Below are 20,737 nucleotides of genomic sequence, written 5' to 3' on the forward strand. Positions count from 1 at the left end.
CCCTGAGTTCTTTGAGCTTGGCAGCCAAAGACATGTTCGAATTACTCCCTTGAATCACTGAAGGCGCGTGCACTCGCGTGCCGCGCCGTTCGGTTAATCTGTACAAAAATATAGCACGGAGCTTGACGATGGCAAGCGTTCGATTTATCTGTATGAAACTGGACTGGCAAATCTTACAGCCAAATCCCTTTTCGGGGCGCAGGAGGAATGCATGTTTCACGATCATCGACTTGTCATGCGGGATGGAATGCTCATCGGTGCTCTTGATCGAATGTGCGCCACTCTCGAAATCGCGCCGAGCCAGGCGGACCTTGCAAAGGAGCGCTACGACGGGGTGGGTGGATGGTTGGCTGACGCGGAGGATCCGTTGCTCAAGGCAATGGGAATTTTCCTCCAGGGATCGACCGCGATCGGAACGACCGTCAAGCCGATCGGCAGCAATGAACATGACGTCGATCTGGTAGCGCATGCACCATATCTTGGACATTGGGTCGAGCCTGCCGCATTGAAGAAGGCGATCGGTGATAGGTTGAAGGCCAATGGCCATTACAAACCGCTTCTGGTGGAGATGGCGCGCTGCTGGCGGCTCGTCTACGCTAACGAATTCCATATGGACATCACCCCGTCCATTCCGAACCGGAACTGCGCCATGCGCGGAGAACTCGTGCCCGATCGGGCACTCAAGATCTGGAAGCCGTCAAACCCGAAGGGCTACAAGGCATTGTTCCTTGAACGTGTGAAGTTGCTGCCACGTTTCCGGGTGACGAAAAGCTTACATACTCAGGATCGCGCTCGTGCCGACATCGAACCCTTTCCTGAGCAGGTTCATTTCAAGGGCCTGTTGCAGAGGGTCGTGCAGATCCTGAAGCGCCACCGGGATGTTTTCATCGCCGTCAACGAGATCGATATATCTCTGTCGCCGATTTCGGTTCTGGTGACGACCTTGGCGTCCCGGAGTTACGAGTATTGCGTCAGAACCTACATCTACGACTCTGAACTGGATCTGCTCTTCGACGTCATCCGGCACATGCCCGACTTCATCGAGGCGCACCGCGTTGACGGCCAGATGCAATGGTTCGTCTGGAACGAGACGACGAAGGGGGAGAATTTTTCCGAAAAGTGGAACGGCGATCCCAAGCGCGCCGAAATATTTTTCACTTGGCATACCCGTGCTATGGACGACCTCAGCAGGCTGAGGGATGTGGAAGGGCTTGATGGCCTAAAGCGACAACTCGGCGACGCCTTCGGGCCTGCCCCGGCAAAGGCTGTAGTAGATTCCATCACCGATGACATCTCGACCTCTCGTCAGAAGGGCACCCTTGGCGTCGCACCCCGCATCGGTCTCATGACAGGTATCACCACGGCCACGGTCACCTCCGTTCGCGCAAACACTTTTTTTGGAAGATAGCCGCCTTGCGTTTTTCCGATCCGAAGCCACTAACCGCCGCGCAGCAGTTTCTTCTGCTGACGAAGAACCCGTTGTCGGCCGGGGATGGTGAACTCGGATCAGGACATTTTAGTTGGCACTATAAATCGTCACCCACGCCGCTTTCACGAATCTATGACGCGCGGTTGGAATTTGCGGTCAATCGCTCGCCGAGGGTGTATCTGGACAATCCTGATCTGCTGATGCTATCCGGTGGAAAGGACCTTCCACACGTATACGACCAGAGGCCTACCCGTCTCTGTCTCTATTTGCCACGCACATATGAGTGGCAGCCCTGGATGAGGCTCGATCAGACCATCATTCCCTGGACGTCGCTCTGGCTCTTTTATTTCGAGGATTGGCTGATCGATGGCGAGTGGCGAGGCGGTGGAGAGCATCCGGAGCATCGCGATGTGAAGCAGCGTGTCAGTCGAAGCCGTCTGCAGCGACACGCGCCAGTTCGGGAGGTCTGTTGAATGGCAAAGTCGAGGATTCCCGAGAAGGTTCAGCGCGCGCTGTGGGCGCGTGCTGCCGGCCGCTGCCAGTTTCGCGGTTGCAACTGTGAGCTCATCGGTGACCTCCTCTCGGGCAAGGAGGACAAGATGTTTGGGTTTGTCGCCCATATTGTTGCCGACTCGCCTGAGGGAGCCCGCGGTCATCCGACAAGATCAACGCTTCTCGCCAGAGACATCTCCAACCTCATGCTTCTCTGCGCCAAGTGCCACCGACTGATCGACAATGAAGCGCCAGACGACCATCCTGAGGAACTTCTGGTCCTTATGAAGGAAGAGCATGAGCGAAGGGTCCGTCTGGCCAGTGGTATCCAACCGGATCGCGCCTCGCATGTCATCCGTTTCGGAGCCAACATCGGCAAAAATGAAGCGCTTGTGGCAAGAGAGGACATATTCGCGTCGATGCTGCCGGAGCGCTCACCGGCATCATTTGAAACGATTGATCTTGAAATGCTCGGCCTCTCCCTCGACGACGCCGACGAACAGTACTGGCAGGTTCAGCAGACCAACCTTCAACGGTTATTTGCTGACAAAATCAGAGGCCGGATAGAACGACAGCAGATCACCCACGCAAGCATTTTCGCGCTAGCGCCCCAGCCGCTCCTGATTGAACTGGGAAGGCAGCTTTGCGATATTCTGCCTGCCGAGGTTCATCAACGCCACAGAGAACCGGCGACATGGAAGTGGCAGAACGACAGCGCTCCGATCCAGTTTCAGGTTGAAGCACCCACCGAGGTTTATTCGAAGGTGGCCCTGATTCTGGGTTTGAGCGCGACGATATCGAAGGGACGCATCGAAACCGTTTTGGGTCACGATGTTTCGGTCTGGTCGATCAGGGCGATCTCGCCGCATAACGACGTCATGCGGAACGCCGGAGACCTCTCGCGATTTCGCCAGGAATTGAGACGGCTGTTTGACCAGATAAAGGCGGTGCACGGAGAAGGGGCAACGATCAACGTCTTTCCCGCCTTGCCGGTCGCTGCGGCGGTGGAAGTGGGGCGCATATGGATGCCGAAAGCCGATTTGCCGTTGAACGTGTTTGATCAAAATCGCAAAGTCGGTGGGTTCTTCTATGCTCTGCGGATCCAGTGAAACAGTGGATCGTAAGTTCGAATTGGTTCAAGAGCACTAAACTTGATAGTGAAACGCTCTTAGCTTTAGCGTCACAGCAGTCGAGGCTATCGCTCTTGCATTGCCTCAGACGCCACCCGCGCGACTGGCGACCAGAAATAGTCAATGATCCGCCGGGTTCCGGTTTTTATTTCGACTGACACCGCCATGCCAGGTGAAAGCGGGCGCATGACCCCATCGACGTTTATCTCTGTCGTATCGAGAGCAATCGTTGCCGGGTAAACAAGGTTTTGCAGCCGCTGCACATTCCCGCCCGGCACAACACTCCTGAACTGCGGGGCGGCTTGCTCTTCCATCGCTTGCGCGTCGGGATTGGGTATGGCGTCCCGTGCCACGGTTTTTACTGTTCCGGTGAGAACACCATAACGGGTGAACGGAAATGTTTCGACCTTGATGACCGCCGGCTGGCCGGGCTTTACGAAGCCGACATCCTGGTTTGCGAAAAACACCTCGATTTCGAGAGGCAGATTGGCGGGGATAATGCGCATGATTTCTGTCTCCGCCGACACGACCTGACCGGTCGTGGTAATCGACGAGGCTTGGACAACGCCGTCGGATGGAGCATAAATCGCGGCGGCAGCGAGCCGTTTTTCGGCCTTCACCAGCTCCTGTTGTGCTTCGTCCATCTGCCGGGCGAGATCACCTGACTTCTGGATATTATCGGCAACGAATGTCGACAGGACCTTGTTTTTTTCGGTCTCTGCAACAGCGAGACTTGCCTGGGCTTCGAGCAACTGTCCTGCATAGGTCGACAAGGTTGCCTCTTCTTCGCGCAAAGCCTGTGTGGCGTCGAGGACATCCGATTTCCTGCCGGCGGCGCGTTCGAGCAGGCCTGATCGCATTGAGACACGCTCGGTCAGCGTGGTGATCAGGTTGGCCTGAGCGCGTGACATGGATTGAAGCCGGTCGATCGATGCGGACTGCAATTGCGTCTGGGCGGCGAGATTTCTCATCGTCTCCTTGAGCTGCAGAAGGTTGGCTTTCAGGATTGCTGTTTCCCGCAGGCGGATGGTTGCCTGCGTATTCGCCGCGAAATCGGGGATTACATCGACGGCGATATCCGGACCTGTGCTCCAGTCGTGGTTTTCGACGGTGACAAGTTCCGTCATCCGTCGAACGTGCTCAGCCTGCAAGGCCTCGATTGTCACCCGCAGCCGAGCGTCTTCCGCCTTCAGTTCGATATCATCGAGTTTCACCAGAAGATCACCTGCCTTGACCTCGGTGCCGTTGGCAAAAGGCGCTGAGACCACACGTCCGGAGATCGTTGATTGAACGACCTTGACGCGACCGGATGGTTGGACTTTTCCCTGCGCGGTCGCAACAACATCGATCCTGCCGATAAAGCTCCAGATCAGTGCCGAGGCTGCGACGGTGCAGACGAACCACATGAGGGCATAACGGACCGGGGAGGCGGGCTTTTCGATAATTTCGAGGGCGGCAGGGAGGAAGTCGCTATAGTCATCGCTGACCTTTGTGTTTGTTGCCCCGGTCGGTACAGGTCGCGTCTTTCCTCTCATTTGCTCGACCCCATCTGCAAATCCCATAAATGCTTGTAGAGGCCGCCATCGCGGGCCAGCAGATCTTCGTGGCTGCCCTCTTCAACTATTCTGCCGTCGGCCATGCCGATGATGCGGTTACAGCTCCGGATGGTCGCGAGCCGGTGGGCGATGATCAACACTGTGCGGCCCTGAACAATGTGACGCATGTTTGCGAGGATCAGTCTCTCACTTTCGTAGTCGAGCGCGCTGGTTGCTTCGTCCAGAATGAGAATGGGTGGATTGACGGACAACGCCCTGGCAATTGCCAGCCGTTGCCGCTGGCCGCCGGAGAGGTTTGCACCGCGCTCTTCAATGACGGTGTCGTATCCCTTCGGAAGCTTGGCAACGAATTCATCTGCGCCTGACAGTCGGGCGAGATTGATGACGGCCGCGCGCGACATGGCAGGATTGGCGATACTGATGTTTTCGTGGATCGTGCGGTTGAACAGCATGTTTTCCTGAAGCACGACGCCGATATTGGAGCGCAGCCAGGCCGGGTTGACATGGGCAATGTCCTGACCGTCGACCATGACCTGGCCGCTGGAGGGCAGATAAAACCGCTGCAGAAGTTTGGTCAGCGTCGACTTGCCCGAGCCCGACGGGCCAACAATGCCGATCACTTCGCCCGGACGCACGGACAGCGAAATGTTCTTGAGGATTTCCGGACCATCACTGGAATAGCGGAAGTTCACGCCCTTGAAGGAGATAGTACCCTTCGGCGGCGGCAGGCTGACAGGGATCGCGGGTTTGGGCTCTTCGGGCGCATTCAGAACATCCGACAGACGCTCGACGGATACCTGCACCTGCTGAAAATCCTGCCACAGCTGCGACAGGCGCAGAACCGGCTGAAACACCTGACCGGCAATCATGTTGAAGGCGACCAGCCCGCCGACGGTCAGCTCATTGTCGATGACGGCCTGTGCGCCGAACAGAAGAAGCGCGGCCGAGGTGATCTTGTTGACATACTGGATGGCCGTCTGGCCCTTCGCCGCGAGCATGGTCGCTGCAAAGGACGACTGCACATAAGCCGCCAGACGCTCTTCCCATTGCGCGGCAACGACGGGTTCGACGGCAGATGCCTTGAGGGTCTGCATGCCGATAACGGACTCCACGAGCAATTGCTGGCTGAGGGCACCCCGGTCGAATTTTTCGTCGATACGGTGTTTGAGGGAAGGGCGGATCAAAAATCCGATAAGCACGAGAAAGGGGATGGAGGCGACGACGATCCAGGCAAGCACCGTGGAATAGGCAAACAGCACTGCGATAAAGACGAAGGTGAAGATGAGATCAAGGACTGAAAACAGCGCCTGTCCGGTCAGGAAATTGCGGATGGTTTCGAGTTCGCGTACACGGGCAACCGTCTGGCCGGCGGCGCGGGTTTCGAAATAGTTCAGTGGAAGGTTCAGCAAGTGCCGGACGAGCCGGCGTCCAAGCTCCACGTCGATCCGGTTGGTCGTATGCGTGAGCGCGTAGGTTCGCAGATACTGAAGCACGACGTCGAACAGGCCGATGGCGGCAAGTCCTATGATCAGGACAGTCAATGTCGAGTAGCTACGGTGGGCCAGTACCTTGTCGACCACCACTTGGAAAAACAATGGCGAGACAAGCGCAAAGAGCTGCAGGAAAAGTGAAGCGAGAAAAACATGGGCGAGGGCGCTTCGGTAGCGCCAGAGCGATGGCAGAAACCAGGCAAAACCGAACCGCCGTTGGAATGCAGAAACGTCTGCAAATCCCCGCTGGAGCAGTATGAAGTTTCCCGACGTTAGCGACAGCAGTTCCTCGAGTGGCACCGTCCGGCTGATGAAGCTGACGGGGTCGACCAGCCGATAGCCGTCCTCCTCCGTTTTCCCCGCAAAGACGGCAAACCCGCCATCGGCCAGCACGGCGATACATGGGGTCGGGATCACCTTGCCACTGGCAAACCGATCCTCACGAACGGGTTTTGCCTTCAGGCCCACACGTTTGGCTGCCCGCAAAATATCGTCGCGGGTCGCCTCGGTGGTGAGAGCCAGTTCCCGTGACAGGTCTGCCGGATTACAGGAAATCCGGAAAAATGCTGCGACGGCTGCGAGCGACGCCAGTCCGGCGTCGGCATTCGTCGTGGAGGAGGGGTTCAGTACACCTGTATCCATATCTCAGATCAGTTGGTGAGCGGATTTGCAGGTGTCTGCAAATCCGCATGAGGTGAAGATGGAGAGGTTTATCAGGTCGGCGCAGACGGCTGGTATGCCAGCCTGACGTCGCCGACGAGGCGGGTTTGACCGTCAACCTGTTCGAGGAAGCTGGTGCCAGTTATCGCTGAGCCATCAGCGAAGTTCTGCGCTCCATCAGCAGTCGGTATCAGGTTGATGTATTTGATACCGAGTTGGTCGAGGGTCGAAAGCTCGCCGACCTCGCTAATACCGTTCTGGTTGATGTCCTGCCAGACACGGAACTCGCTCCAACGGGCATCCTCGGCACTCAACAGACCGTCGTTGTTCGTATCAAAGACAAGCCGCACTGCCTCCAGATCGGAATCGGTCGAGCCCTGTTCTTCCGTTGGCCACAGAGTGAAAGCGAGTTCTTTCGCCTGGTTGATCATGCCATCCGGACCCGTAGAGCCGTCCGCTGCAAGGTCAATAGCAAGGAAGCCATCCTGTGGGCCAACCCACGCAGTCGTATTAGTTGAACCGTCTCCGTCCCAATCAAACTGTATTCCGGCCTCATTGAACTGTGCCACGTCCAACGGGCGTAAATCCAAGTGCTGATCATCATTTAGGTCGATTGCAACAGGTTGCAGTGTTGGGCGAACAAACATCCGATTTACTAGGGTGTCATAAACAACGTACATTCCGTCCCAGAAATGAGGTGGAATTTTCAACTGGCCTGAGGAGGTGTAAGTATAATCTGTTGTTCCATTTTGAGATCGCACAAATAATTGGTAATCGCCGTTGTCCCAGTCTTTTCGCAAAAGCTGCGGTGAACGTACATGCTGGGAGTTCACATCAACAAAGTTCACTGTTATCGATTTCCAGTTATAACTATTGCTAACATCAAATATTGTTTTCTGAACACTACCGTCATCGATGAACATCGTGCTCGTGGAAATCTGGTCAGGGCCTGCAAAAACCTGTTCGATTCTGCTCCAAGCCTGAGTTCCGCTCACGTCGGAATACGTACGGTTTCCATTGTCCCAGTACTCGATCCGAATAGTTTCCCGTCCGGAAGAATCAAACGCCTGCTCCAACTTGGTCCACGGCTGGACATTTGAAACATCGAATGTGATGGTGTCATAGGTGCCACTGTCGTTCGTACGATGCGCATAAAAATGACGGCCGGCGCTGTCGAACCGGTTCATGTATCGTGACCAAAATTCCGTGTTCGCGACATCGAAGGTGTATTCGACCTTAGAGCCGTCATCTTGCATGTCGATTTGAGTAACCACTCTGCCCTGCGCGTCGAACGTGCGGTGGACCTCACGCCAGGATTCGGTATTGCCCGTGTCGAAATCGACCAGACCCGTTCTTACGCCGGATGCATTGAAGTACTCGGCCTTGATCTGAGCACCCGTCGCGGCAACAAAGGAGATCGTGACAGAGGTACCATCGTCCATAAGCTGCTTTTCAAGCGTTTTGCGTTCTTCCCCATCATAGGTCTGTTCGACACGGGACCAGGCTTCGGCATTCGCCCGGTCATAAAGCGTGGCGCTCTTCAGAAAATTGAAGCTGTCGAGGACCTCACTGCTTTTGACCCATCCGGATTCCGCAACGTATGTCAGTCTGGTCGACGTACCGTCTGCAAGTTTGTTCTGCTCGGCAATCTTCCTGCCCGATGCATCCTTGGTGATGCTTGTCAGAATGCTTCCGAACGCATCAACGTTGGTTGTGCGGGTTTCCGTGTCGACGCCAGCCGCGCTCTTTGTAACCGCCGTCTGAACAACCGCGCCGCTCGTCATCCTGATCGAGGTTTCGACGTAGTCGACCACACCATCGTTGTTGCTGTCTTTCTCAAGGACGGTCGTGGAGCCGTCGTGGCTCATGCGGAATGATCCGCGTGCCTTCACCGTGCCGTCCGTCTTGGTTTCGGTGACATCCGTCTTGACGCTGCCATCGATCAATGTCGAGGTTTTCATGACGGTTTCAAAATAACCGTCGCCATCCTGATCCAGCTTGCTGGTTTTGGTCATCTGGTTCGCGTTGGCGGTTGTCTCGCTCGCTGCGGGGGTAGCATTGTTCCAATAGATTTCACCAAAACGCATGTAGGCGGATTTACGAGCCGCTGCTGTGTTGGTGACTTTCGTGACGCGTGCGCCGGAGGCGAGCGATGTTTCCTCGACGGTTTGATCGATCGATCCGTTTCCGTCGACGTCTGTTTCCTCGAGGAAACGCCGTCCGTCAGCACTTGTCGTGCTTTTGCTGGTCGAGCGTGTCTTGCCGTTCGCCAATTCTAGTTCGGTTGTCGTCACCTCCTTGCTGCCGTCAGCATAGAGGTAGCTTTTCAGGGTCTTTTTGGTATCGAAGGCGCCGTCACCGTTTTTGTCGATCTCGATGATCCGCGTGAGGCGGTCGGCCGAAACCGTATCGACGCTCTTGCTCGAAACAGTTCCCGTAGTTCGGAAGTTGGTGATGGTCGTGATCTCGCGACCGTCGATCGTCCGCTTCGTTTCTTCGATCTGATCGACTGTGCCATCGCCATTTTGATCACGCTTCGTGACAAGTAGACGCTTGTCGAACGATGTTTCCGCGGTGATGGTCTCGATGATCGCATTACTGCCATCACGGACGGTCGCCGTTTCAACCTGCGAGCCGTCAGCCTTTTCTCGCAACGACCGGACTGTCGTTCTTGTCGCTGCCGGCACGAGGGCTGATTGATCTCTCGTCGTTGTCGTCAAACCGTCTGCGCTTGTGGTCATGCTCACGAGGGAAAGAAGTGCGTCGCTCACGCCCGTGGTACGGGACGTCTCCACGATCGTGCCATCACTGTTGAACGTTTTGTTCGTGACCCTCTTTTCGTCGAACGTGCCGTTTCCATCGGCGTCGACCTGCACGGTCTTCCCCATACCATTGGCAGAGACGGTCGTCTCGGTGCGTCGGACAGTTGTCGCTGCGGCCTGCCATGTTTCAACGGCAGTTCGCGAGCCATCGGCGTGCAAACTTTGGGTCAGGCTTCGGCTGGCCGTCCACCCCGAACCGCCGGCATCATTCCATGATGTGGATTGTGTAAGACCGTTTCCGCTCTCGGAATGCTCTTCCTTGCCCTTCGTGACCCAGTTGCCATTCACGTTGGTCTGGTAGTCGGTGGTCGTCGTGGCACCGCCGTCGAGCTTCAGCGATTTGGTTTTGATAATGCGACCGTCGGAGGCGCCGTCGCCGTTTGCGTCGAACGTCGTCGTCTCGACAAGTTTGTTGGTACTCATCTCAACCGTTTTGCTACGATCAGCAGCTATGCCGTCCGGTCGCATCTCGACAAAAGTCTGCCGCGATACGCCGTTGTCGAGCAGTTCCTGGTTGAGGGAGTGATCGATCTTGCCGTCACCATCCACATCCACGGATGTCACGATGGATTGTTTGTCACCCGAGGTCAGAACAACGGTCTTGCTCTCAAGAGACAGATCGCCCTTTCGGATCTCGGTCGTTTGTCTGGTCGAGCCGTTTTGCAGAATCTCCGTGGTTTCGTTGACGCTCCGCAACCTGGCCGTGTTTCCGTCAGCATATACGGTACTTTTCGAAAGCCCATTGGTGGTTTCGGTGACAGTCGCGCGTTCAAGCAGCGTCGAACTGCCCTGATAGCGGGAGGTTTGCGTTGTCTTGACGCCGTAAGCGTCAATCGTCGTGCTGGATGTCCGGGTCTCATCGACGGTCCCGTCTCCGTCACGATCGATAACCTGCGTCGAAGACAGTCCACCGCGCAGCGTTGTCGTTGCGGTGCGGGAAAGGACCTCGCCATTCTGACCGAGCTCTTTCACCTCGAGGGAGGAATTGCCGGACGCGGCAATCGTCTGTTCGGTGCGATAGTCGGTTATGCCGTCGCCATCAACATCTTCCAGCTGGACGATGGACATGCCGTCAGAACTGGTGGTTTTGCTGGTCGAGGAGACGAGCTCGTTGTTTCCGGAGCGCTTTGTGACGGTCTCGATCACTGCTCCATTCTCAAGCAGAGATTTTGTGGTCCTGGTGACATCGTCAACCGCGTTGTCACCGTCAAAGTCCTGCTCAGCGGTCGAGATCAGGCCATTTGCCGAGGTTCTGACGGTCGAGCGGGATGCAATGCTGCTTCCAGACAGCTTCGTTTCGATGATCCGAACCGTGCCGTCATCTTCGACTGCGGTATTCCGGTTGGTCGTCTCGTCATACACCCAGTCACCGTTGAGGTCCGACTGGCTGGATTCGTTCATCCCGTTGCCCGATACCCATTTGACGTCCTGGCGAATAACGGAGCCGTCGTTTGCCGACGTCGTGCGCGAGGTATAGGAACTGCCATCGGCTGGAAGGTCGGTATATTGGTTGTGAACACGGTCGATAATGCCGTCGCCATCAAAATCGACCGTCTGGTAGATATTGAGCTTGTTGGCCGACGTGACGGTTGTGGTTCGAGAAAGAAGAGTGCCGGTATTCGTAAGAGAACGGTTTTCGACGAATTCACCGCCGTCCGCTCCGATCGTGCTGCCGACCTCTGTATTGATGTTGCCATCGCCGTCACTGTCAGTCCGAACGAGCTTGCCGCGTTTATCGGCAGTCACCCAGTTTTCCTCTTTCGAGATGAGGGTTCCGTCTCCACTGCGGTTTTCGGTGATAAGCGTTTCGCTGCCATCGGCGTTTTGCGTCTTGTTCGCACTGATCACCTGATCGAAACTGCCGTTTCCATCAACGTCCGTGGATTTTGACGTCGAGAGGCCCGTGGCATTGCTGGACTCGACGATACGATTGACAAGCGTGCTGTTTTCGGAGCGCTTTTCGAGGGTTCTTGTCGAGCTGCCATCGGCTTGCCTGATGAGACTGCTCAATGTGATTTCATCAAATCGTCCGCGACCGTGACGGTCAAGTTTCGACGTCGACACCAACCCGTCGGCACTGGTTTCCTTGAGGGACTCTGAGGCCACGGAGCCATCAGCAGAAAGTATCCGGTTGGTTTCAGTGATCGTACCATCGGCGGCTCTGGACACCGTAATGAGCTGGTCGGTGTGGCCATCGCCATTGGAATCCACAGTGTTGCTGCCGGTCAGGCCGTCCGCGTGCCTCTGTTCCGTTGTTTGCGACAGAAGATGGCCGGACGCGCTGCGATTGGTAATCGTCCTCGTCTTCGTGCCATCGGCAGATATCGACGTAAGGTCCGCCACCCTGCGGTCAAAAGTCCCATCGCCATCCACGTCTTCGCGAATGCTACGCGATAATCCGTCCGCGGACGTAGTCGTCTCAAGGTCTTTGTATTTTGCGCCGTCACGCACAAATGACGCTTCCCGAACGGTGGTATCACCGGCCTGGTTGCGAGACACTAAGCTAGTAAATGTATTGTCCCAGATAGCGTCCCCATCAAGGTCCACGAACCGCGTCTGTGTCAGATTGTCGGCGGAGATCGCGACTTCTTCCTTGCGCAACAACGACCAGTCCGCGCCCCATGTCAGGTCGCGCTCGAAACGGCCGCCATCCGCGTACCGGATTGTCTGGTGCTCGGTTATACGTTCGTTCTGACCATTGCCGTTTGCGTCGATGTAAAACGTACGGCTCAGCCTGTCAGCGCTGAGAGCGCTGGATGTCTGGCTGATCATATCGCCGTTCTGAGCGAGTTGGGCAATCGTCGTCGTCAGGCTGTTGTCGCTACCGATGACGCGCGTTTCCCGTTCTGTGGTATAGCCGCCACCGAGCTCGTCACGGTTAATAACAGTGGTCTTGCCATCGGCGCTGAGGTCTGACGTTCTCGACCAAAGCAGGGTTCCGCCGCCGTTTCGCATTGTTTCAGTCCGTGTGCGTGCACCATCCTGCCCGATGGTTGTAACGTCGGTCAGGACACGATCAACGACACCGTCGCCATTGTCATCGAACCGCATCGTCACATCGAGGCCGCTGGCGCTCGTTGTTTTCGTCGTCTCCGAAGCGAGACGCCCATCCTTGTCATGGGCTTTCGTCACGACAGTGACACTACCGGATGCATCAATGGTCCTGGTCTCTGAGACCGCAAAACCGTTGTCGTCATGTTTCAGCGTCGCGGTTGCCGCAGTACCCGTCTGACCATTTGTTCGGGTAAACGTCGTCTGCCCGTCAATCGAGGAACCACCATCAAAATCGATCCTGGTTTCGTCGATCGAAAGATCAATGGATTCGATACCCAGTTCCGCGAGGCTCTTTTGCGTAACAGTGCCATCCGCGTTGGTCAGCATGATCTTGAACTGCGACCATTGCGCGTCACCGGCATCGAGCTTGCCGTTCTGGTTCGTGTCGAACACCTGGCGGAGCGCCTGCATGTCCGACCCGGCCGACGGGCTCCACTCGGTAAAGACGATCTCCTTGCGGGATGAAATGGTCCCGTCATTATCGGCGTCGATCATCAGAACGCCATCGCCGGCGCCCACCCAGGATGTTCTGCGCTTGTAACCGTCTCCGCCGATATCGAGGAAGATATCCGAGTTTGCTTGATCGCTCAGATCAAGACGGCCGTCTCCGTTCAGATCAAGCAGGACAGGTTTACCCGAAGAGCTGCTGGACGAATTGTTATTGCCGGAGGATTTGCTGGAAGAGCTTTTTCCACTGTTCGCTGGTGTGGAATCACCTCCTCCTGATTTCCCCGAAGAGCCGGACGAACCTGATGCTGAGTCACGACTTGATGTTTTTCCAGTACCGGCAGAGGTGCCCGAAATCGATCCCGAACGCGATGGGGTGGAAATCGCTTCGGCACCGCCGCCTTTACCGCTTCCTCCTGTGGGCTGCTCCATCTGGCGGCGAACATACGAGTCGAATACCCCGTCCGTCTCCACACCGTTCTTTTGCGCTATGTTATAGGCAACTGCAAACGCGTCGGTCCTGCTATGCCCATTTGCCATCGCCCCTACCGCTGCGGCCGCGGCTCTATCCTTCGCGCTGGCAGAGGACCCGCCTTTCTCAGCGAGGAAGGTGTTGAATGCCGTCTTATCGATTGAAATTGCACGTCCTGCAGACGTGTAGCCGACTGGGTCACTCTTCCCATAGCTCGGGTCGTTAAAAGCCATGGCTGATCTGCCAAGACTGATCGCGTAATCTAGTGGAACATTGGCAACATATCTCGCATGCACAGCGGCGGCTATGCCGATTTCCGTCGTGTGCGCCCACGGCGCCGATATATTATGAACACGAATACCTTCTGCAACGTAAGTGTGAAGGTCTTCAACCTCGAAATTGTACGTTTTCCAGGCCGCAGGGGAAACTTTTACCAACGCACTGCTGCCGCTGGATATATTGACCGCTTCCGCGCGTTCAAAATAGTGGGCAGTTTCCGCGGAGTACGTGATTGTTTCAGCTAGAACCTCCAGGATTTCTCCCGCCCGAGAGAGGAGCGCCGCCCTTCCACCCTTAATCATGTTTCCGAGTTCAGGAAAATCACCGGAAACTGCTAGGAAATGATGGCCTGGGGTGGCAACGAGGTCCCTTTGTTTTCCTTCCGCTATCCAAGAAAGCCGGACAAATTCGCTTGTTGTATTGCTAAATACTTTCTTTACCCGCCGCGGGCACAAAGCTCCTCGCCCGAGATTCGCCGACCCGTCAAAGGCGAGGACGGTGTCACCAACCTCGACCTCCGATATGGGTTTCTCCGTGCCGTCGGCGAGAAGAATTTTCGTTGACGCTTCGAAGCATTCCGCTATTCCAATGGAATTCGCCGGGTTAATCCGGTGCGAAATTCCTGCAGATATTTTTTCGAGCTCACGGAGTACTTTTTGACTGGCGGAGATCGTTTTTTGCGTGATTTGTTCAGCGGCTTTTTGCCCTCTGTACGAGGTCGTGAAGGTTATTCCAATTCCGAAAGGTGCGCTAACTTTCATCCGCGAGCTAATTAGGCCGCCCAAAAGCCCTCCAAGAACACCACCGGCAATCCCCGCCGTCTTGACAGTTACCCGCTCCCAATCGCCCTGTTTAGCCGCCGCCACTAGATCAGCGACAGTTAATCCAATCGCCAGCGCGGTACCCCTGGCTAGAGCAAAGTTACGTCCGGCCGATTGTTCAACTGCGTAATTTGCGGCCTCTGCGGTTAGACCGAAGCCAACGTTCCCCCACTCAGGCATATCCCGATATGAGGGGGGAGTATCTTTTGAACGAGAGTCACCGGAGTCCATTTATTTAGCCTCTTTTGAGAACGAAAAAGAACAAGAATGAAAAAATCTGCACTAATAATTCCTGAATACCATAGTAAAATCCAACGGTTACAACTATAATCAAAGGAGAATTTAGTACAGTATAAGCAATATCCCTATCCTCATTTCCCGATATATCTGTTGTGAAAATAAAATCGAACATCATGTAGAGTAGGACGACGAACAGGGGAATAACTGCGAACTGTCTAATATCTAATTGTTTTGGCGGAGTACCGTGGAACCTTTTAAAGGTAACAAGAATAAATATTCCGATAAAAAAGGTTGAAACTTGAAGCAGTGCGTTGATAAGAAAAAAACGCATTCCATTACCGGTTGTTCTCAATTCCAGTTGCTGGTATATATTTTTGGTAAAACTCGCCGGAAGCCAATTATGATCCGTAAAGGAAATTGATTCTTGCAGATAGACGTGGAGTCCTGGAATATAGTAAATTGCCATGCATAGAGGCAACAATACATAATTTAAAATCTTCAACGTTCGGAACAAATTTTTATCAAAGTACTTATCATCTCCGTGGGCCAGTATTGGAGATATGTAGCCTTTCCTTCTTTCCGTTATCATTGTTCTCGTACTTTCTTTTACTCGCTACAGAGCTTTATCGGGCCGCACTGGGGCAACTAAACCTCATAACATAAATGCTCCGCCGACGAAGGTTGCTCCCGAGGCCTTCATCAATCGTTCCGTGGCCTCTATACGAGAACCGGTGGTCACATGAACGAATGAGTGGCTGGCGTTGAGAGAGGCTGCCCATTTCTTGATGGCTGCGACCAAAGATAGAAACACCTTGGCACGGCGCACAGGCGGCAACGATAAATCGACCGCGATCACATGGACAGTTACGAACAGTGGGCCGTCGCTCAGCATGTAGGAATCAGCGATTGCCCAAGTGACTCCGGCAGGCTTCCCGTCCAAAATTGCGACAGGACACACCATGCGTGGCGGTCGAGACAGAATGAGGTTGAAGTGTTCGTTAAGTTTCCAGTCGGAGAATTCTTGGTCACGAAACACCGTCGAAGCATGATGTTGCTTCATGATTTCGCGAACGGCGGGCGTGTCTTCCTTTTCGAGAAGACGAACTTTCAGGCCTTTTCTTTGCGGATTTGCCTGGGGACTATTTTCAGCAAGGTTGTGGTCGGGGAGGGTCATCCGCGGCGCCCTTCGTATGATTCTGGCGAATTGGACGCCATAATATCGCCGAATGGCTCATACGCCCTCACAAACCGCCCACAAACACGCAACGACTGCGCAGTGGCACCCATCCCGCCAAAAAATTCGTGCTGACCCATTTCGCCCCCGAAAGTCACCCGCGAATTCACCGATATCACCATGCAAGATTTCGTCAACTTGAAATTGAATGCAGCCTTGTGGAAAGTCTACACCTCTACCTGCGCTAGGCCGAAAGTATAGCCGTCTTCGTTAATGCCAATCTTGCTTACAGCTATCGACCCGTGGGTGATTGGCCATCACTGCCCGTCTTGGACACCGGAAACGGATAGCGCTTAAATATCAGTTCAGCCCATATATCCGAAAACTAAGAAGAGAAGCGGGAGCTTGACCAAAACCGCAAAGACAGACGAACCTAAAGGCAAGTCACGTCTCTTCACAACTACCTGGGTTAACTCTCCGTGCAAATCAACAGTCCGGCGGATTGCACGATTTCACAGAGAAAGCTGCGATGACAAACGTCGACACCAGTTCGGCGTCGGCGTTCGTCGCCTCCGGTGCCGCAGGTCAAGCCGCTTGAGCGTTGAGGATCAGCGGGGTCTGATAGAGCTTCGGGATTTGGCACTCGCTCAACGCCTGGATATGCGTCGTTGCAATCATCACGCGACACAACATGCGCTGCTAGCTTCGTCTTCGTCATCACTTAAGTATATGCTTGTCTTGAGAGATTTAGATTGTCCACTCTACCAGCCGTAATTTCTAGCATTTCGATCAGAAAAACGAGCCCAAACGTGGCGCGGAGGCTTCCCAACAGCCACTTTGCCGGCGTTTTTCAACTACTGCACCAGAGTTCGCCATCAACATCCCTATTTTCACGGCCGCTCCCGCCCCAGGTTTTGCTAACTATAATCAGTGGTCCAATACGGCGAACTGGCTAGGCCCACCACAAACCTCAGCACTGGGGCCGTGATTTCGCGATCCGCTTGATGTTGGGCAGCAGAGCGTCTACGTCTACTGTAAGCAGACTGCGATTGGCGAAGTCGGTAAGGAAGGTTTTGACGAAATCCAGGTCAGCCTTCGAGATGACCATGCCGCGACCGTCCTTAGCGCATTCGGCAAGGAACGCCTCTTCCAGGCCGGCCTTTCGGATAGTGTCCACCGCCATGAAAATGGTAGCCGCTGGAACCAGCTTCCGTTCAACCTTCGAAAGGACCGGTTTGATTTCCTGTTCTGCCATAGTGGTTTCTCCTCAACGATTGGCAAAGGAACGCAGATCATCTCGCAAACGCAGATATTCCAGTTCGGCGCGTACGCGCTCTTCGGCAATTGTCATAGATCTTTGATCCCCGCCCGCGGGCAACACCATGACGATTGATACCTGATGCACGTCCGTGCGGCTATTTTCAGCGGATCCATCTACACCAACCACCTCCCAGGTCAGTCCTCGTGAAGGTAAGTTGAGGTCTGGCGTCAACGTGGAATTCCACAGGGTCGTGAACTTGAGCTTTACACTGTAGGTCGCCAAATCTTTGCTGCCCGTAGCGCCTGCGAGGTTTCCCGACTGATTGTGGTCGAGATATTTTTTGACGTAACTGATCAGGTTTAGATTGCCGGTGATCGGATACATGTAGTTTTTGGGCTTGTAGACATCCGGCTTGCAATAGTCTGCGTTGCTGACCATGGTCGCTAACTTCACGAAACTATCAAGTTCCCGGAAGGTCTCGACATTGTTGCGCTCTCGGTTGTTGGTAACCTTTGCACCAAGACCGAAGGTCCCCCGCGTAAAGGTGTGCAGAACGTCCACGCCCGCGGTAGCGTCGTTCTTTTCAGTGATGTCAAAGTTCCAATCATAACCGATAAGCGTATCTTTATAAACGTTGACAATGCTTTGAGCGTCGCGACCGAGGACTGCAAAATCGAATTTCAAGAAATCTTCATCATCAACCAGCTTCGCCGCAATTTCAGGTTGGCGCCTAGCGATCGCTTCCTTGGCTTTTTGGCGCACTGCGTCCCGCATCTCACAACGGACACGTCTAGTTATATCGTAAGTGTCGACATGCGCGAAATCCCGGACATCTGGAGGTATTGCGCATGCGCTCAATGTAACGAGCCCGGCAAGGGATACACCAAAAAATCGACAGTACATGCCACCCCTCAACAATAATAGGGCATAATACACTCGCTAAAATTGCGGTCAATCGGGATTCGTGGTCGGGAAAGGAACCGAAGAAGATGAATGCATAACAGTCTTCGGACGCTCAGAAGTCGTTTATTCTGAAAGAGGATGATAAAGGTAGACTGATCGCTGAGATCCGCCTGAAGGCAGGGAGCACCCAGACAACCTGCTTCGACTGGAAGAAAAAATATGCCGGCATGTTGTAAGCCCACGGTGAAGCTTGCAAGAACTTCAGATTCACTACCGGGAAATACGGTCGTCTGGCACGGCCTCAGCCGGCGAACAGACATTCGCCTCGGAGCCGAAATTGCGGTGACGCTCAGATGTGGGTAGTTGCAAGCTTACCGTATGCTTACCGCCCGCATGCCCGAGAACCCATAAGTCCGCCATCATCTCGATCACTGAACCAGGCGACATCATTGTGGATAAAAGAGGCGGGGCGTTGGTACCTCGCAAATCTGGTCAAGCAGCCCAGTCGAGAAGTGGCAGGCCGAATGAGCATTTCGGCTAGAGGAACATTTTTGAGAAGCTGGTGGTACTACGTCTGGAATTAACTTGTCTCACACGTTTCGGCGAATTACGGTTCACTACCCCACGAAGGGCGGTTATGACCTCCTCCAGCACGGCCACAATACTTAGGGGCGGCGAGTGATCTCACCAGCACGTCTTTTCATGAAAATTTCAAAACTTCGAAAAGCAATACCTATCATGTGCTTCAACAGAGTATCAGGAATGTCTCGTCCCGCTCGTTTCAGCTGTGTGACCGCGCGATCAAGATAGACGGTATTCCAGTGAACAATTGCACTGACGACGAGATTGAGCTCTGAGGCGCGGAATGCTTGGCTCTCGAACGGCCGGTCGTGGATCTCGCCGCGCTCGTGGAAGAACACAGCTCGTTTCATCTTATGGGCGGCCTCGCCCTTGTTGAGACCGGCTTGGCATCTGCGCCGTAGTGCCGGGCTTGAGTACCATTCGATCATGAAGAGTGACCTTTCAATACGGCCGAGCTCGCGGAGCGCCCTCGCAAGATGGCTTTGCTTCGGAGACGCAGACAGCCTCTTGAGTATCGTAGGCGGCACCACGGACCGCGTCGTGATCGACGCCGCGAGATGGAGCAGATCGTCCCAATGATCGAGGATCAGACTGGTATTGATCGGTGCCCCGATGTGATTCGACAGCGCAGGATATGCACCGCTCTTTTCTAAGGTGTGGAACTTCCGGTCTTTGAGATTGCGCAGTCGCGGTGAGAACCGCTTTCCGATCAAGGCGAAGAGCCCGAAGATATGATCACTCGCACCACCCGTATCGGCCTCGATCTTCGCTAGGAGTTTAGTTGTTCTAAAGCCTGCCACGCCTGCTCCGGAAACCATTGGTGACTGGTTTCCATAATAGAGTCTTATGGCGGGCACCAGCATGTAATCAGAGACTTAGCTAATTAAGTTGAGCAGGCGGGTTCAACCCGTAATGACCCTAGCGCGGATGGTTTTCGGACGCTTCCTTCGTTCCCGCAAGGCTCGGCCCTCACCCGTATTTCAGCCCCGTTCGCTGGTTCGCTCGCAATGCTATTGAGAGTTGGTCTGGCGCGCCGATATTTTTCCGCACTATGAGGACTGTTTCGCCGCATGTCCATGATGGCGGAGGGGCGGCATATCGTTGGATTGGAGCCTCCGCTAACAGTAGTGTCGCCGGTTCGATTTGCATCAAGAGCTTGAAAGCTCTTCTATTGTTGTACCGGTCGAGACGCTCGCTGAGCGAGAGCCCAGCGCCCTCATGTCTATCATGGCTGCTAACCGTATAATCTCCTGAAAGCAGCCGTCTGCTTCCCTGCCTCGGCAAACCGCCAACACCGGAGATTGCGGCCAGTGCAAGACATCCTATTGTGTGATGTCGCAAAAGCCCTGGAAAACAGGTTTCTATTTGATAGCGCGTTTGGTGGCTATCGATATTTTACTGGAGATGAAGCATGTTCACGCACGTCATGATTGGAAGCAACGATTTGGAGCGGGCGAGAGGCTTCTACGATGCCACGTTCGCAGCATTGGGAGGCAAGCCCGGGGAGATGGATGCGAGAGGAAGGCTGATCTATGCCCACGAGGGTGGTCGGCTGATGATCACGAAGCCGATCGACGGCGAGCCGGCGACCGCAGCTAACGGGGGGACTATCGGTATAGCCGCTGCGAGCCCCGATCGTGTGCTGGCGTGGCACGAGGCTGGTGTCATGCATGGCGGCACGACGATCGAGAACCCGCCTACGGAGCGTCCGAACGGGGCATTCGTAGCCTATCTTCGCGATCCGGACGGAAACAAACTCACGGCGCGGTCTCCGCCAACGAAGTAATATCGGCGTCGAAGAAGACATCGTCGTTAAAGCAACCTGGAGGTTCCGCCGGGCGCCCAAGCAACGGCTTTGCCGTCCTCCACGCTGTTGCGGCCGTTCCGGTGCATGGCCACATCATCGGCTCCTGACTTCGGACCTC

Annotated in this window: 12 protein-coding genes and 1 pseudogene; 4 read left to right on the plus strand and 9 right to left on the minus strand. The window is 54.8% G+C overall.

The window, feature by feature from the left end; translation table 11 throughout:
- Window positions 1-226, minus strand: a 226-nt coding sequence (locus tag V6S97_RS27880) for a hypothetical protein (RefSeq protein ID WP_334428296.1), incomplete at its 3' end; no start/stop codon positions are given.
- Between V6S97_RS27880 and V6S97_RS27885 the strand changes: the two genes are divergently transcribed.
- Genes V6S97_RS27885 through V6S97_RS27895 form a run of 3 tightly spaced genes read left to right on the plus strand, consistent with a single transcriptional unit; the run spans window position 212 to window position 3,030 of the window.
- Entirely contained in the window at window positions 212-1,408 is a 1,197-nt protein-coding gene (locus V6S97_RS27885; RefSeq protein WP_334428297.1) for a nucleotidyltransferase domain-containing protein, read from the plus strand. The genes V6S97_RS27880 and V6S97_RS27885 overlap by 15 nt on opposite strands.
- Before the next feature lie 5 nt (window positions 1,409-1,413).
- Entirely contained in the window at window positions 1,414-1,902 is a 489-nt protein-coding gene (locus V6S97_RS27890) for a hypothetical protein (RefSeq protein ID WP_334428298.1), read from the plus strand.
- Entirely contained in the window at window positions 1,903-3,030 is a 1,128-nt protein-coding gene (locus V6S97_RS27895; protein WP_334428299.1) for an HNH endonuclease, read from the plus strand.
- An 86-nt stretch (window positions 3,031-3,116) separates the two neighbouring features.
- Here the strand turns inward: V6S97_RS27895 and V6S97_RS27900 are convergent, their stop codons facing one another.
- The 8 genes and pseudogenes from V6S97_RS27900 to V6S97_RS27935 all read right to left on the minus strand — a co-directional run.
- Window positions 3,117-4,586, minus strand: a complete 1,470-nt coding sequence (locus V6S97_RS27900) for an HlyD family type I secretion periplasmic adaptor subunit (RefSeq protein WP_334428300.1) — start codon at window positions 4,584-4,586, stop codon at window positions 3,117-3,119.
- The gene (locus tag V6S97_RS27905) at window positions 4,583-6,739 is read right to left on the minus strand and encodes a type I secretion system permease/ATPase (protein WP_334428301.1); all 2,157 of its coding nucleotides are present in this window, start codon (window positions 6,737-6,739) and stop codon (window positions 4,583-4,585) included. Before V6S97_RS27905 ends, V6S97_RS27900 begins: the two co-directional genes overlap by 4 nt.
- Before the next feature lie 71 nt (window positions 6,740-6,810).
- Window positions 6,811-14,883: a Hint domain-containing protein gene (locus V6S97_RS27910; protein ID WP_334428302.1), complete on the minus strand. Its 8,073-nt coding sequence runs from the start codon at window positions 14,881-14,883 to the stop codon at window positions 6,811-6,813.
- A gap of 4 nt (window positions 14,884-14,887) precedes the next feature.
- Window positions 14,888-15,481, minus strand: a complete 594-nt coding sequence (locus V6S97_RS27915; RefSeq protein WP_107677954.1) for a hypothetical protein — start codon at window positions 15,479-15,481, stop codon at window positions 14,888-14,890.
- A gap of 63 nt (window positions 15,482-15,544) precedes the next feature.
- On the minus strand, window positions 15,545-16,066 hold the full coding sequence (locus V6S97_RS27920; RefSeq protein WP_107677953.1) for a hypothetical protein: 522 nt from the start codon (window positions 16,064-16,066) through the stop codon (window positions 15,545-15,547).
- 970 nt (window positions 16,067-17,036) lie between these two features.
- Window positions 17,037-17,321, minus strand: a complete 285-nt coding sequence (locus tag V6S97_RS27925) for a hypothetical protein (RefSeq protein WP_107677952.1) — start codon at window positions 17,319-17,321, stop codon at window positions 17,037-17,039.
- Between the two features lie 12 nt (window positions 17,322-17,333).
- A complete protein-coding gene (locus V6S97_RS27930; RefSeq protein WP_153064607.1) occupies window positions 17,334-18,101 on the minus strand; it encodes a hypothetical protein in 768 nt (255 codons plus the stop codon).
- Between the two features lie 836 nt (window positions 18,102-18,937).
- A pseudogene (locus tag V6S97_RS27935) lies at window positions 18,938-19,567 on the minus strand (Tn3 family transposase); the annotation flags it as partial.
- 656 nt (window positions 19,568-20,223) lie between these two features.
- On the opposite strand from V6S97_RS27935, the gene V6S97_RS27940 reads away from it, so the two are divergent.
- Window positions 20,224-20,598 (plus strand): VOC family protein, encoded by a 375-nt coding sequence (locus V6S97_RS27940; RefSeq protein WP_107677950.1) that lies wholly within the window; start codon window positions 20,224-20,226, stop codon window positions 20,596-20,598.
- Window positions 20,599-20,737 lie beyond the last annotated feature (139 nt).

The sequence above is a fragment of the Agrobacterium sp. CCNWLW155 genome (genome assembly GCF_036888815.1).
GTDB classification, from domain to species: domain Bacteria; phylum Pseudomonadota; class Alphaproteobacteria; order Rhizobiales; family Rhizobiaceae; genus Agrobacterium; species Agrobacterium radiobacter.